We start from the raw sequence: 14,059 nt of genomic DNA, 5'->3' as shown, positions 1-14,059 counted from the left end.
CCGGGATCGAGCAGCATTACTGGCAGGCCTCGCAGGTCTCGGGGTTCTCCAGGGAGCAGACGGCGGCGGCGACCGTCGTCTGCGCGATGCGGGTGGCGGGACGGGAACGCAGGTAGTAGGTCGTCTTCAGGCCGCTGCGCCACGCGTAGGCGTACATCGAGGAGAGCTTCCCGATGGTCGGCGTCTCCATGAACAGGTTCAGGGAGTGGGCCTGGTCGATGTACGGGGTGCGGGCGGCGGCGAGGTCGATCAGGGACTTCTGTGGCAGTTCCCACGCCGTGCGGTAGAGGACGCGCATCTCGTCGGGGAGGTCGACGAGGCCCTGGACGGAGCCGTTCGCCTTCTTGATCGCCTCGCGGACGGCGGGCGTCCACAGGCCGAGCGACTTCAGATCGTCGACGAGATAGCCGTTGATCTGGAGGAACTCGCCGGACAGCGTCTCCCGCTTGAACAGGTTGGACACCTGCGGCTCGATGCACTCGTAGCAGCCCGCGATGGACGCGATCGTCGCGGTCGGCGCGATCGCGATCAGGAGGGAGTTGCGGAGCCCGACCTCGGCGACGCGTGCGCGGAGTCGCTCCCAGTCGGCGGGGCGGGTCGGCTCCGCGTCCGGGAAGTGGTCCAGGTGGAGTTGACCGCGGGACGTGCGGGTCCTGTCGTAGGCGGGCAGGGTGCCGTGGGCGGCGGCGAGGTCGGCGGACGCGTTGTAGGCGGCGAGGGCGATCTCCTCCGCGATGCGGGTCGACAGCGCGCGGGCCTCGGCGGAGTCGAACGGCAGGCGCAGCGTGAAGAACACGTCGGCGAGGCCCATGACCCCGAGCCCGACCGGACGCCATTCGCGGTTCGCCGCCTCCGCCTCCGGGGTCGGGTAGAACCCGCGGTCGATGGTGCGGTCCAGGAAGCGGACGGCGATGCGGACGGTCGCGCGGAGCCGCTCCCAGTCCATGCCGGACGGGCCCACGTGCGCGGCGAGGTTCACCGAGCCGAGGTTGCACACGGCCGCCTCGCCGTCGCTGGTCACCTCCAGGATCTCCGTGCAGAGGTTCGAGAGGTGGACGGTGTGACCGGGCTCGGCCGTCTGGTTGCAGGCGCGGTTGGCGGCGTCCTTGAACGTCATCCAGCCGTTGCCGGTCTCTGCGAGGGTGCGCATCATCCGCCCGTACAGCTTGCGGGCCGGGAGTTGCCGGACGAACCGTCCCGCCCGCTCGGCCGAGCGGTACGCCTCGTCGAACTCGTCGCCCCACAGGTCGGCGAGTTCGGGGACCTCCTTCGGGTCGAACAGCGACCAGGTCTCGTCGTTCTCGACGCGGCGCATGAACTCGTCGGGGATCCAGTTGGCGAGGTTCAGGTTGTGGGTGCGGCGCGCGTCCTCGCCGGTGTTGTCGCGCAGTTCGAGGAACTCCTCGACGTCGGCGTGCCACGGCTCCAGGTACACGCAGGCCGCGCCCTTGCGGCGTCCGCCCTGGTTGACGGCCGCGACGGACGAGTCGAGCGTCCGCAGCCACGGGACGATCCCGTTCGAGTACCCGTTGGTGCCCCGGATCAGGGAGCCGCGGGAACGCACCTTCGTCCAGGAGATCCCGATTCCGCCCGCGTACTTGCTGAGCCGGGCGACCTGCCCGTACCGCTCGTAGATCGACTCCAGTTCGTCGCGCGGCGAGTCGAGCAGGAAGCAGGACGACAGTTGCGGGCGCCGGGCCGCGGAGTTGAACAGGGTCGGTGAGCTGGGCAGATACGACAGGGTGCTGAGCAGCCCGTAGAGTTCGGCCGCCTCGTCGACGGTGTCGGCGAGGCCGCAGGCGACGCGGAGGAAGAAGTGCTGCGGACGTTCGAGGACGAGCCGCGACCGCGGATGTCTCAGCAGGTAACGGTCATAGAGGGTGCGGAGCCCGAAGTACTCGAAGCGGTCGTCCGCGGACTCGTCGATGAGCGCGTCGAGCGTCGCCGCGTTCGCGGCGACGAACTCGGCCGGGGCGTCGGCCAGCAGGCCCTCCCGGTGCGCGGCGGCGACCGACTCGGCGAACGTCCGGGCCCCGGCGGTCGCCGTCTCCTCCCGGATCCGCGTGCCGAGCAGCCGGGCGGCGACCCGGGAGTATCCCGGTTCGACGGCCACCAGCGCGCTCGCCTCGCCGATCGCGAGGTCCCGTAGGGCTGACGGGTCCAGCCCGTCGCGGACGGCGGCCAGCACCCGTTCCGCCTCGGTGCCGGGTATCCCGTCGCAGGCCGCCTCGACCTCGGCGGCGATCCCCGCCACTGCCGTGGACGGCGCGACCAGATCCTGTGTCACGTGCTCACTCCCCTCGCAGCCGCCCCGCGGACGGCATGCGAACGGGACACGGCGATCCCCACGCTGGGCAGGCCGCGCTCCGCCCCCGGCCCACCCGCGAAGCCTGGACGTACAACCGTGCGGGCAGGTCTTCGGACTCGCGGACATCGCCTCGTCTTCGAGGCGTCCTACTGGCCGTCGCTTCCCGGGCCGTCGCGGCCCAGTGCCTGATGACGGCGGTCGTTTCCGCTCACCGCTGCGGGGCAGCCCCGGATTCTCACCGGGTTCCCTCTTACGACGCCCCCGCCGATGAACGGCGGGGGCGAACCAGCACGGGACTCAGACCCTACATGTAGTTTCCGATCTCTGCACAACCCCAAGATGTTGGGCGTGTCGGAAAGTTCGCGGGGGCGCCTATACGCGTCACGGGAGTGGTGGGACGATGGGTGCGCCATGTCCCCGCGTCCCCCGCAGCCGGGCTTCCGAACCGCACGCGCGGTGGTCTTCGCCACCGTGTGCGTCACGCTGGCCTCCACCGGGCACATCCTCTCGGCGGGGACGACGATCCCGATGTGGGCGGTGCTGACGGGGTTCGTCGCGGTGCTGGGCGTGACGCTCGTGCTGGCGGGTCACGAACGCTCGCTGGCGACGATCCTGGGCGGCCTTCTCGGCGGCCAGTTCGCGCTGCACGTGCTCTTCACCCGCGCCACGGACCCGATTCAGCTCACGGTCGCGCACGACCCCGGCCACCCGGGGATGCACCGGCCGGGCGTCTCCGAGGCGGCGATGGCGGGCTCGGACCTCCTGATGCCGGTCGCGCACGCCACGGGCACCAGCACGATGACGCTGGCGCACACCATCGCCGCGCTGGTCGCGGCCTGGTGGTTGCGGCGCGGCGAGCGGGCCGCCTGGTCGCTGGCCCGGCGGATCGCCGGTGCCGCCGACCGTCCGATGCGGCTCCTGCCGGCGCTGCTCACGATGGACGTCCCGGAGGGCACGCCGCGCGCCTCCGCGGCACCGGCGACGACCGCCGTCAGGGCCGCGGGACGTGCCCTGCGGCACCAGGTCGTCCGGCGGGGTCCCCCGCCGCGTTCGAGGGCGCTCGTTTCCGCCTGCTCCTAGGGCGAGCGCCGAACGTCACCGGACGCCGAGGAACGGCGCATCCGGGTTCGGTTCGTACACTCGAACGGAGTTTCCGCCATGCCTTCTTTTCCCCATGCCGCCCGTAAAGTGGGCGCCGTCACAGTGCTGACCGCCATGTCGGTGATCGGGTTCGCCGCCGCGGCGTCCGCGCACGTCACCGTCAATCCGAAGACCGCCGAGCAGGGGGCGTACGCCAAGGTCGCGTTCCGCGTGCCGAACGAGCGCGACAACGCGTCCACGACCAAGCTCGTGGTGCACCTGCCAGGCGACCATCCGTTGTCGTCGGTGTCGGTCCGTCCCGTCCCCGGCTGGACGGTGAAGGTCGAGAAGTCGAAGCTCGCGACACCCATCAAGAAGCACGACCGCACGGTGACCGAGGCCGTCACCAAGATCACCTGGTCGGGCGGCGAGATCGAGTCCGGGCAGTTCCAGGAGTTCGACGTCTCCATGGGCCCGCTGCCGACGGACACCAACCAGCTGATCTTTAAGGCCGACCAGACGTACTCCAACGGCGAGGTCGTCAAGTGGGATCAGCAACCGGCCGAGGGCGCGGCCGAGCCCGACCATCCGGCGCCCGTGCTCAAACTCCTTCCGAAGGGTTCCTCAGACGTGACCACCAACACCGCCAAGCTGGTGTCCCAGGGCAAGACCGAAGTGACCGCGTCCTCCGATGACGGGGCGGCGCGGCTGCTCGGCGGCGCCGGTCTCGCCGTCGGTGTGATCGGCGTCGGTCTCGGCGCCTACGGCCTGACCCGCGCCCGGAGCCGGTCATGACGCGTACGGCAACGCGTAAGGCGACGCGCGGGGCGACGCGGGTCGCGGCCGGGGCCCTGGCCGTCGGGACGGTGCTGGCGATGACGGCGACCCCCGCCATGGCGCACACCAGGCTCACGGGTTCCGATCCGAAGAAGAACTCGTCGGTCGCGTCGCCGCAGCAGATCGAGCTGACGTACACGGATTCGATCCGGCTGCCACGCGTGATCCTGTCGGACGAGTCCGGCCGGCAGCGCCAGACCGGAAAGGCCGAGGCCGTCGACAACAAGGTCACGCTGCCGATCAGCGGCACGCTGGCCAACGGGAAGTACACGGTGGGCTGGCGTGTCGTGTCCGCCGACGGGCATCCGGTGACGGGCAGCTACTCGTTCACGGTGGAGGGCTCGTCCGGTGGCGCGGGGACGTCCACGGCCCCGTCGGCGCAGCCCGCGGCCCCGGCCCCGGCGCCGTCCCCCAGCAACGCCTCGGCCACCGAGGAATCGGACGGCGGCTCGTCGGGCTGGCTGTGGATCGGGCTGATCGCGCTCATCGGGGCGGCGGCGGCCGGTGCGGTCGCCTGGCTGCGCCGCTCGCGCACGTCCCAGGGTTGATCGACGCGCTACCGGTCGGGTGATTACAGGATTACAGTGATCACCCGACCGGTTTCGCGCGTCCTGGGGGCCTGATGATCGTCGAGTACGTCCGCTATCGCATCGACCCGGCGGAGTCGGAGGAGTTCGAGGCCGCCTACGCACGCGCGTCCGCCTCCCTGGCCGCCGCGCCGCAGTGCGTCGACTACGAACTCTCCCGGTGCGTCGAAGAGCCCACGTCCTACATACTGCGCATCGGCTGGACGTCCGCCGACGACCACATGCGGGGCTTCCGCGGCGGCGAGCACTTCCCGGCCTTCTTCGCCGAGATCAAGCCGTACGTGCGGCAGATCGAGGAGATGCGGCACTACGAGCGGACGGCGGTGCGCGGCGCGGGCTCGTCCGTCCCGACGATGTACGAGTGGGCGGGCGGCGGTGAGGCCCTCGAACGGCTCACCGAGGTCTTCTACGCGAACGTGATGAAGGACGACCTCCTCCTCCCCCTGTTCGAGCACATGGCCGCGGATCACCCGAAATGGGTCGCGATCTGGTTGGGCGAGGTGTTCCGCGGGCCGGAGCGCTACAGCCGGGAGCGCGGCGGCTACCACCACATGGTCCGGCAGCACCTCGGCAAGGCCATCACCGAGCCGCAGCGCCGCCGCTGGGTCTCACTGCTGATGGACGCCGCCGACACGGTCGGCCTCCCGGACGACCCCGAGTTCCGCGCCGCGTTCACGTCCTACATCGAGTGGGGCACCCGCATCGCGCTCGCCAACTCACAGCCGGACGCGAAGCCGCCCCTGGAGGCTCCGATGCCGCACTGGGACTGGGGTGTGGCGCCGCCCTACATCCCGTCCACACCCTGACCGGCCCGCATTCTCGGCCGTACCGCGACGAACGTGCCGCCCTCCCAGCACCACGGGAGGGCGGCACGTTCGCGTTGGAGCCCATGTTGACAGAATTCGCTACTTAACTAACACTTCCTATGTCAGTAGCGAAAGAAAGTGGGCTGTCATGGCGGTGTTCCTCGGTCGACTCGGCCGGTTCTGCTTCCGGCGGCGCCGCCTGGTCGCCCTGGTGTGGGTCGGGCTGCTCGTCGCCGCCGTGGCGGGCGCGGCCGCGCTGTCCGAACCGGCACCGGACACGTTCACGGTCCCCGGCACCGAGTCACAGCGCGCGAACGACCTGCTCAAGGAGCGGTTCCCGCAGGCCGCCGCCGACACGGCCACGGCGAGGGTCGTGTACGCGGTGCCCGCCGGACGTTCGCTGACCGAGCCCGGGAGCCGCGCCGCCGTCCAGCGGTCCGTCGCCCGGATCAAGGCCGTTCCGCGGGTCGCCGAGGCCACCGACCCGTACGCCCTCCGCGCCGTCTCCGGCGACGGCCGGACGGCCTTCGCCGAGGTCGCCTTCCGGGTCCCCGCGCACGAGTTGACCGGTGCCGACCGTGACGCGTTGCGCACCGCCGCGACCGTGCCCGGCCTGCGCGTGGAGCTGAGCGGCGACGCGGTGCCGCCGCCGGAGGAGGGCGCCGGGGAGCTGCTCGGCGTCGCCGCCGCCGCGATCGTGCTGCTCGTCACGCTGGGCTCGCTGGTCGCCGCCGGGCTGCCGCTGCTCACGGCGATCGTCGGCATCGTCATCGGCCTGTCGGTCATCAGCGCCGCGACCGCGTTCGTCGAGTTCAGTGAGGACGGCATGGCGCTCGCGCTGATGCTGGGTCTCGCCGTCGCGATCGACTACGCGCTGTTCATCATCTCCCGGTACCGGCAGGAGGTTCTGGACGGACGCGAACCCGTCGACGCCGCCGGTCATGCCGTGGGCACCGCCGGGTCCGCGGTCGTGTTCGCCGGGTTGACGGTCGTCATCGCCCTCGCCGGACTGGCCGTCGTGGACATTCCCGTCCTGACCAGGCTCGGTGTGGCCGCCGCGTTCACCGTCGCCGTCGCCGTCCTCGTCGCGCTGACGCTGCTGCCCGCCCTGCTCGGATTCACCGGACGCCGCGCCCGAGGCGGTCGCCGTCCGGCCACGGCGGCCGGGCGCCGGTGGGGACGGTTCGTCACCCGGCGCCGCGTCCCGGTCCTGGTCGTCGCGACCGCCGGGCTGCTCGCCGCGGCGACGCCCGCCCTGGACCTGCGGCTCGGGCTGCCCGACGACGGCACCGCCCCGTCCGGGACGACGCAGCGCAAGGCGTACGACCTGCTCGCGGAAGGGTTCGGTCCCGGCGTCAACGGCCCGCTGATCCTGATCGTCCAGGCGCCGAACGACACGAAGGCCGCCGCGGAACGGGTCGCCGCCACGGTCAAGTCCCTCGACGGCGTCGCCGCCGTCGAACCGCCCGCCGTCAACCCGGCGGGCGACACCGCGCTTCTCTCCGTGATCCCCACCGGCGGGCCGACCAGCGAGGGCACCGCCAACCTCCTCGACACCATCCGCGACCGATTCCGCTCCGACGACAAGGTCACGGTCTCCGTCACGGGCCAGACCGCGATCGACATCGACACGTCGAGCAAGCTCGCGGGCGCGCTCGTGCCTTATCTCGCTGTCGTCGTCGGCCTGGCGTTTCTGCTGCTCACGCTGGTGTTCCGCTCGTTCCTGGTCCCGTTGACGGCGACCGCCGGGTTCCTGCTGAGCGTCGCCGCGACCTTTGGCGCGGTCGTCGCGGTGTTCCAGTGGGGCTGGTTGAACGGGCCGCTCGGCGTCCACACGTCCGGCATCATCGTCAACCTGCTGCCGATCATGCTGATCGGCATGGTGTTCGGGCTGGCCATGGACTACCAGGTCTTCCTCGTCACGCGGATGCGCGAGGAGCATGTCCGCGGCGCGTCCCCGGTCGACGCGACCGTCACCGGCGTCGCGCACGGCGCCCGCGTGGTCACCGCCGCCGCGATCATCATGATGAGCGTGTTCGCCGGGTTCATCCTCTCCGACACCCCGATGGTGCAGTCGTTCGGCTTCGCGCTCGCCGCCGCCGTGTTCTTCGACGCTTTCGTCGTCCGGATGACGATCGTCCCCGCGGTGATGGCGCTGCTGGGCCGCGCGGGTTGGTGGCTGCCCGCCCGCCTCGACCGCGTCCTGCCCGACCTGGACGTGGAGGGCGCCCGGACCTCCCCGGGCCCGCCCCAGCCAGTAGGCTCCTCGAAGGCGAGTTGACCAAGAGGCGAGGGATGGCGCCAAAACAGGGTCTCCGCGAGTTGAAGAAGGCACGGACGCGCGCCGCGATCCAGCGGGAGGCACTGCGGCTCTTCACCGAGCGCGGGTACGAGTCCACGACCGTCGAGCAGGTCGCGCAGGCGGCGGAGGTCGCGCACACGACCGTCTTCCGCTACTTCCCCACCAAGGAGGACCTCGTCCTCAGCGACGACGCCGACCCGCTCTTCTTCGACGCTCTTCGCGCCCAGCCACAGGGCCTCACCCCGATCCGGACGCTGCGCGGCGCCCTGCGCGACGTCTTCGGCGGGTTCTCGTCCGACGACCTCGCCGCCGGACGCCGCCGGACGGTCCTCATCCTCTCCGTGCCCGCGCTGCGCGGCGCCGCGTTCGGCAACTTCGTCGACACCATGCGCACGGTCACGGCCATCCTCGCCGAACGCACCGGCCGCTCCCCCGACGAGGTCCGCACCCTCACCGGAGCCGCCTTCGGCATCATGCTCGACCTGATGCTTCGCTGGGCGGACGACCCGTCCCTGGATCTCCTCCAGGCCCTGGACGAGGCCCTCGCCACCCTCGACGCCTGACCACCCCGGCAGGCGATAGTCTGCGACGGACGTTCCGCCACTGCGACGAGGAGGTTGATGAATATGGCCTGCGCCGTGCTTCGTCAGCATGCCCTCGTCCGGGTCGCGCGGGGTTGAGCGCGGCCCGGTCGTCCAGTACGACCCAGGAGCGTTCATTGTCATCGCAACTCATCCCCGACCTGACCACCGAGCGTCTCGCCCTTCGACCGTGGACCATGGCCGAGGTGACCGCAGTTCTCGACGGTGACCGGCAGGCCCACTGGGCCGACGACTTCCCCGCCGAAGGCGACCGTGTCATCGCGGGCTTCATCGCCGAGCAGCACAGGACGGCGCTCGGCGAGTACGGCCAGCGCCAGATCGTCGAGCGGGCCACCGGCCTGGTCGTCGGCAGCGTCGGTCTGTTCTGGCCGCCCGTGGACGCCACGGTCGAGTTCGGTTACGGCGTCGTCGCGTCCCGGCGGGGCCGCGGCTACGCCACCAAAGCGGCCCGCGCCCTGGTGGCGCACGCGCTGACGGCACCGGGCGTCTCGTCCGTGGTGGCGAAGGTGGAGCTGTCGAACCCGGCGTCCGTCCGGGTTCTCGAGAACGCCGGGCTGCGCCGCCTCCACGGCGACGCGCTGACGGCCACGTTCGGCACCGCCTGACCCCGGTCACATGCCGCCCTCCCGGCATCGGCGCGGGAGGGCGGCTGGACGACCACCCGTCAGCTCTGGCCGAGGACGGCCCGCGTCTCCCGCTCGATGATCTCCCACAGCGGCGCACCGTCGCGGTTGGTGAGGATGACGCCGACCCAACCGGAGTCGGGATAGATGGTCCAGTTGGCGCCGACACCGGGGTTGGCACCGGCGCGAGCCCACAGCCACTGGCCACTGACCAGGCCGACCGGCATCTGATACGCGCCGAACCCCGCGTCGGCCGGAGCATTCCCCGCGGCCCGGCGAGCCAGGCCGCCGCCTCCTTCCGGAGCGAGCGGGAGCTTCGGCCCGGTGAGCAGCTCGGCGTAGTGCCGGTCCAGCAACGTGCCGTCGCCCAGGGCACGCGCGAACCGGACCAGATCCGGCGCGGTGGCGAAACCGCCGTCCCCGGGAGCGTCGATGAAGGCGCGGCCCGGGTTCTTGCCGAGGACGAACGGGTCCGAGCTGCCCTTGTCCAGGTTGCGGACCGCGTCCACCACGCTCCCGTCGGCCACCCGCATGTACGGGTGCGCGATGTGCTCGTCGGCGAGCCACTGCGGCCTGGTGTAGAACCCCGAACCGGTCATGCCGCAGCGCTTGAAGATGTTCTCCTGGACGTAGTCCCAGTACGTCGCGCCGGTCACCGCCTCGATGATCTGCGCGGGGATGGCGACCTCGGCGCCGGAGTGGCTGCTGGACGTGCCGGGCGGGGCCTCCGGCGTCGCCTGCCGGGCCCATCTCTCGTAGAAGTCGTGCACCTCCTTCTGACTCTGGAAGATCCGTTGCACGTCCTCGTCCGGGGTCTTCATGCCGGACGTACCGGTCAGCATGTGGTGGATGGTCACCTTCTCGGCGATCTCCTTGGCATAGCCCGTGAGGTAGGTGCCCACCGTGTCCGACAGCTTCACCTTGCCCTGCTGCGCCAGTTGCAGGATGGCGACCGCGTGGAACGGCTTGCCCGCCGAGCTGAGGCTGAACGCGGTGTTCATCCCGTTCCGGATCTTCCTCTCCTCGTCGGCCATGCCATGGCCGCGTGCCAGTACCGTCCGCCCCCGATGCGACAGCAACACCACGCCGGAGAACTTGCCCTCGGCGGCCAGCTTCGCCACGTACCGGTCGTACGCCCCGCCGGGCCGGGTGTCCGGTGGAATCGCGGGGGAGTCGGCCAAGGCCCGGGCGGTCCCGGGCCAGGCGTCAGTCGGCGGCGCCCCCGCCGCCACCGCACCGGCCGCCGCCAGCCCGCCCCACCCGAGCAGGCGCCGCCGGTCAACACCACGCACGGAGTCCGAGCCCATGATCACCTTTTCCTGTCGGCGAGCCGACCGTTGATGCGCTGTGGTCCATGCCGACCCAAACCGCCGGACCGTTGCGAGGGCGTATGCCCTTTTCGATACATCCGCGATACGTCCCAATCCCCGGGGATCGGCCATTCCCGGCAGGGGCCGAGGGTGGGTAGGACGGTCTCGACTACCCCCGTTCGGGGGTGGCGTGGGTCACTCGGGATGGCGAACGATCCTCCTACCGGGTGTCCGTGCGGCTTCGAGGAGAGACCATGCCCGCAGTCGAGTTCCGGGCGGCGCGCGACTTCCTGCTCGCGCATCGTGACGACTACGCGACCGCGTACGAGAAGTTCCGCTGGCCGGTCCTGACCGGGTTCAACTGGGCGCTGGACTGGTTCGACAAGATCGCTGAGAGCAATGACTCGCCCGCGTTGTGGATCGTCGAGGGGGACGACGGCACCGAGGCGAAGTACTCGTTCTCGCAGCTGTCGCGCCGGTCGAACCAGGTCGCGAACCTGCTGCGGCGGTCGGGGGTGCGGCGCGGCGACCGGATCATCCTGATGCTCGGCAACCAGGTCGAACTGTGGGAGACGGTGCTGGCGGCGATGAAGCTCGGCGCGGTGCTGATCCCGTGCACACCCCTCCTCGGGACGGCGGATCTCCAGGACCGGGTGGTGCGCGGCAAGGCCCGGCATGTGGTGGTGGGGTCGAAGGACACCGCGAAGTTCGACGGCGTCCGGGGAGACTTCACGAAGATCGCCGTCGGTGACCCGGTCGACGGGTGGGTGCGCTACAACGACGCCTACGAGGAGGCGGAGTCGTTCACCCCGTACGGCCTCACGATGTCGCGGGACACGCTGTTGCTCTATTTCACGTCCGGGACGACGGCGAAGCCGAAGCTGGTCGAGCACACGCACGCGTCCTACCCGGCCGGGCACCTGTCGACGATGTACTGGATCGGACTGCGGCCCGGGGACGTCCATCTGAACATCTCGTCGCCGGGCTGGGCGAAGCACGCGTGGAGCAACATCTTCGCGCCCTGGGACGCGGAGGCCTGCGTCTTCGTCTTCAACTACACGCGGTTCGACGCCGACCGGCTGCTCGACACCCTCGAACGATGCGGCGTCACGAGCTTCTGCGCGCCGCCGACCGTGTGGCGGATGCTGATCCAGTCGGATCTGGGCCGCCTCACGAACCCGCCACGCGAGGTCGTCGCGGCCGGGGAGCCGCTCAACCCCGAGGTGATCGAGCGGGTGAAGGTCGCCTGGGGCCGGACGATCCGGGACGGGTTCGGGCAGACCGAGACGAGCGTGCAGATCGCCAACACCCCTGGGCAGACGGTCAAGCCGGGGTCGATGGGACGGCCCGCGCCCGGCTACCGGGTGGCGTTGATCGACCCGGTGACCGGGCGACCGGGCGACGAGGGCGAGATCTGCCTCGACCTGGAGGACCGTCCGCTCGGACTGATGACCGGTTACCACGGCGACGACAAGCGCACCGAGGAGGCGATGGCCGACGGTTACTACCACACCGGCGACATCGGCTCCCGCGACGAGGACGGATACATCACCTATGTCGGGCGCGCGGACGACGTGTTCAAGGCGTCCGACTACAAGATCTCGCCGTTCGAGCTGGAGAGCGTGCTGATCGAACATGAGGCGGTGGCGGAGGCCGCGGTGGTGCCGTCGCCCGATCCCGTCCGCGCGGCCGTGCCGAAGGCGTACGTGACCCTCACCGCGGGGTGGGAGCCGAACGCGGACACGGCGAAGGCGATCTTCGAGCACAGCCGGGCACAGCTGTCGCCGTTCAAGCGCGTCCGGAGGCTGGAGTTCGGCGAACTGCCCAAAACCATCTCCGGCAAGATCCGCCGGGTCGAGCTACGGGACGGCGAACGCGTCAAGCACCCAGGTGCGGACGATCGACCGGAAGGCGAGTTCAGGGAGGATGAGCTGCGATGATGCGGCTCCACGCGTCGGGGTCGTACGCGTCCGGCACCTCGGCGACCCCGCTGCTCGGCGACACCATCGGCGCGAACCTCGCCAGGACGGTCGCCGCCTTCCCCGACCGTGACGTGCTCGTCGAGCGCGCGTCCGGGCGCCGCTGGACGTACGAGCAGTTCTCCGAGGACGTCGACGCGGTCGCGCTCGGCCTTCTCGACCTCGGCGTCGTCAAGGGCGACCGGGTGGGCATCTGGTCGCCGAACTGCGCCGAGTGGATGCTCGTCCAGTACGCCACGGCCAGGCTCGGCGCGATCCTCGTCAACATCAACCCGGCGTACCGCGTCCACGAACTGGAGTTCGTGCTCGCCCAGGCGGGCATCCGGACGCTGGTGTCGGCGACCACGTTCAAGACGTCCGACTACGCGGCGATGATCGACGAGGTCGCACCGAAGTGCCCCGCGCTGCACGATGTCGTCCTCATCGGCACCCCCGGCTGGGACGCGCTGCTGGAGGCCGGCCGAACAGGCCACCCCGCCGTCCTCACCGACATAGCTCGCACGCTCACCGCCGACGACCCGATCAACATCCAGTACACGTCCGGGACGACAGGTTTCCCGAAGGGCGCGACGCTGTCGCACCACAACATCCTGAACAACGGCTTCTTCGTCGGCGAACTGTGCGGCTACGACGAGGAGGACCGCGTCTGCGTGCCCGTGCCGTTCTACCACTGCTTCGGCATGGTGATGGGCAACCTCGCGGCGACGAGCCACGGGGCGTGCGTCGTCATCCCGGCACCCGCGTTCGACCCGAAAGCCACATTGGAGGCCGTCGCCGCCGAACGGTGCACGTCGCTGTACGGGGTGCCGACGATGTTCATCGCGATCCTGAACGAGCCGTCGCTGGACGGTCTCGATCTGTCCAGCCTCCGCACCGGCATCATGGCGGGGTCGCCGTGCCCCGTCGAGGTGATGAAGCAGGTCATCGAGCGGCTCGGCATGGCCGAGGTCGCGATCTGCTATGGGATGACGGAGACGTCGCCGGTGTCGACACAGACCCGGGCGAGTGACTCGCTCGACCGGCGCGTGTCCACCGTCGGGACCGTCCTGCCCCACCTGGAAATCAAGATCGTCGACCCGGAGACGGGCGTGACCGTCCCGCGCGGCACGCCCGGCGAACTCTGCACCCGCGGCTACTCGGTGATGCTCGGCTACTGGAACGAGCCCGACCGGACGGCCGAGGCGATCGACGCGGCCCGCTGGATGCACACCGGCGACCTCGCCGTGATGGACGGCGACGGCTACGTCACCATCACCGGCCGCATGAAGGACATGGTGATCCGCGGCGGCGAGAACATCTACCCGCGCGAGATCGAGGAGTTCCTCTACACCCACCCCGACATCGTCGACGCGCAGGTCATCGGCGTCCCCGACGAGAAGTACGGCGAGGAGCTGATGGCGTGGGTGCGCCTCCGCGAGGGTGTGCCGGACCTGACCGCGGCGGACCTGCGCGCGTTCTGCCAGGGCCGCCTCGCCCACTTCAAGATCCCGCGTTACGTCCATGTCGTGGACGAGTTCCCGATGACGGTCACCGGAAAGATCCGCAAGGTGCAGATGCGCGCGGAGGCCGTCGACATTCTGGCCCTCGGCGACTCCGAGGCCGCCGAGCGGTGATCGCCGGATGGG

11 protein-coding genes and 1 riboswitch are annotated in these 14,059 nt (G+C 70.6%); of the genes, 9 read left to right on the top strand and 2 right to left on the bottom strand.

What is annotated here, in order from left to right:
* Nucleotides 1-16: 16 nt before the first annotated feature.
* Nucleotides 17-2,287 (bottom strand): ribonucleoside-diphosphate reductase subunit alpha, encoded by a 2,271-nt coding sequence (locus D0T12_RS02745; RefSeq protein ID WP_117397631.1) that lies wholly within the window; start codon nucleotides 2,285-2,287, stop codon nucleotides 17-19.
* Nucleotides 2,288-2,392: 105 nt separating this feature from the next.
* Nucleotides 2,393-2,613: riboswitch (cobalamin riboswitch) on the bottom strand.
* Between the two features lie 106 nt (nucleotides 2,614-2,719).
* On the opposite strand from D0T12_RS02745, the gene D0T12_RS02740 reads away from it, so the two are divergent.
* The 7 genes from D0T12_RS02740 (at nucleotide 2,720) to D0T12_RS02710 (ending at nucleotide 9,127) form a co-directional block, all read left to right on the top strand.
* Entirely contained in the window at nucleotides 2,720-3,388 is a 669-nt protein-coding gene (locus D0T12_RS02740; RefSeq protein ID WP_117397630.1) for a hypothetical protein, read from the top strand.
* A 78-nt stretch (nucleotides 3,389-3,466) separates the two neighbouring features.
* Entirely contained in the window at nucleotides 3,467-4,183 is a 717-nt protein-coding gene (locus D0T12_RS02735; RefSeq protein WP_117397629.1) for a YcnI family copper-binding membrane protein, read from the top strand.
* Nucleotides 4,180-4,773 (top strand): copper resistance CopC family protein, encoded by a 594-nt coding sequence (locus D0T12_RS02730; RefSeq protein ID WP_233525813.1) that lies wholly within the window; start codon nucleotides 4,180-4,182, stop codon nucleotides 4,771-4,773. The genes D0T12_RS02735 and D0T12_RS02730 overlap by 4 nt, the downstream gene beginning before the upstream one ends.
* A gap of 74 nt (nucleotides 4,774-4,847) precedes the next feature.
* A complete protein-coding gene (locus tag D0T12_RS02725; RefSeq protein ID WP_117397628.1) occupies nucleotides 4,848-5,618 on the top strand; it encodes a group II truncated hemoglobin in 771 nt (256 codons plus the stop codon).
* 148 nt (nucleotides 5,619-5,766) lie between these two features.
* Nucleotides 5,767-7,899, top strand: coding sequence for an MMPL family transporter (locus tag D0T12_RS02720; RefSeq protein WP_117397627.1), 2,133 nt, complete (start codon nucleotides 5,767-5,769; stop codon nucleotides 7,897-7,899).
* Nucleotides 7,900-7,913: 14 nt separating this feature from the next.
* Nucleotides 7,914-8,483 (top strand): acyl-CoA-like ligand-binding transcription factor, encoded by a 570-nt coding sequence (locus D0T12_RS02715; RefSeq protein WP_117397626.1) that lies wholly within the window; start codon nucleotides 7,914-7,916, stop codon nucleotides 8,481-8,483.
* A gap of 155 nt (nucleotides 8,484-8,638) precedes the next feature.
* Nucleotides 8,639-9,127 carry a GNAT family N-acetyltransferase gene (locus tag D0T12_RS02710; RefSeq protein WP_117397625.1) on the top strand — a complete coding sequence of 163 codons (489 nt, stop codon included), beginning with the start codon at nucleotides 8,639-8,641 and terminating at the stop codon, nucleotides 9,125-9,127.
* A gap of 59 nt (nucleotides 9,128-9,186) precedes the next feature.
* On the opposite strand, the gene D0T12_RS02705 is transcribed toward D0T12_RS02710, so the two are convergent.
* Nucleotides 9,187-10,452, bottom strand: coding sequence for a serine hydrolase domain-containing protein (locus tag D0T12_RS02705; RefSeq protein WP_117397624.1), 1,266 nt, complete (start codon nucleotides 10,450-10,452; stop codon nucleotides 9,187-9,189).
* Between the two features lie 257 nt (nucleotides 10,453-10,709).
* Between D0T12_RS02705 and D0T12_RS02700 the strand changes: the two genes are divergently transcribed.
* The gene (locus tag D0T12_RS02700; RefSeq protein WP_117397623.1) at nucleotides 10,710-12,395 is read left to right on the top strand and encodes an AMP-binding protein; all 1,686 of its coding nucleotides are present in this window, start codon (nucleotides 10,710-10,712) and stop codon (nucleotides 12,393-12,395) included.
* Nucleotides 12,392-14,047, top strand: coding sequence for an AMP-binding protein (locus D0T12_RS02695; RefSeq protein WP_117397622.1), 1,656 nt, complete (start codon nucleotides 12,392-12,394; stop codon nucleotides 14,045-14,047). Before D0T12_RS02700 ends, D0T12_RS02695 begins: the two co-directional genes overlap by 4 nt.
* Nucleotides 14,048-14,059: the final 12 nt, after the last annotated feature.

Origin of the sequence: Actinomadura spongiicola, assembly GCF_003432485.1 — a bacterium.
Taxonomy (GTDB): Bacteria; Actinomycetota; Actinomycetes; order Streptosporangiales; family Streptosporangiaceae; genus Spirillospora; species Spirillospora spongiicola.
The sequence above is the reverse complement of the archived record's forward strand: the minus strand, read 5'-3'. Positions and strand labels throughout refer to the sequence as shown.